Origin of the sequence: Streptococcus sp. HMSC077D04, assembly GCF_001808785.1 — a bacterium.
In the GTDB taxonomy this organism is placed as follows: Bacteria; Bacillota; Bacilli; order Lactobacillales; family Streptococcaceae; genus Streptococcus; species Streptococcus mitis_BX.
Genome location: NZ_KV794495.1, coordinates 1 through 570 on the forward strand (window position 1 = coordinate 1; position 570 = coordinate 570).

1 pseudogene is annotated in these 570 nt (G+C 25.8%); it reads left to right on the forward strand.

What is annotated here, in order from left to right:
• Positions 1 to 570 (forward strand): annotated as a pseudogene (locus HMPREF2701_RS01590) (relaxase/mobilization nuclease domain-containing protein); the annotation flags it as partial.

A 570-nucleotide genomic window follows, 5' to 3' on the forward strand; every position in this document is an offset into this window, starting at 1 on the left:
CTAATCGAGAACTCGAAAAATTTTGAAGATTTTAAGAAAAAAGCTAAAGCTTTAAATTTAAAAATTGATTTTAGACATAAGCATGTTACTTTTTTTATGACTGATTCAAATATGAAACAAGTCGTACGTGATAATAGATTGAATAGAAAACAACCTTATAATGAAACATATTTTAAGAAAAAGTTTGTTCAAAGGGAAATCATAAACATCTTAGAATTTTTACTTCCGAAAATGAAGAATATGAATGAATTGATTCAACGAGCAGAATTTTTTGGATTAAAAATAATTCCGAAAGAAAAACATGTTCAATTTGAATTTTATGAGATTAAGCTTTCAGAACAGGAATTGGGAAAAACGAAACAGTATAGTGTTAGTTATTTTGAAGACTATTTTAATAACAAAAATGATACTTTCGGATTAAATAATAAAAATATTGTTGAACTTTATAATGAGGAAAAGATAATTAAAGAAAAAGAGTTGCCGAAAGAAGAAGTGATATGGGAGTCCTTTCAAAAGTTTAAGAGAAATAGGGATACTTTTCATGAGTTTGAGGTAGAGTTGAATCTTAAT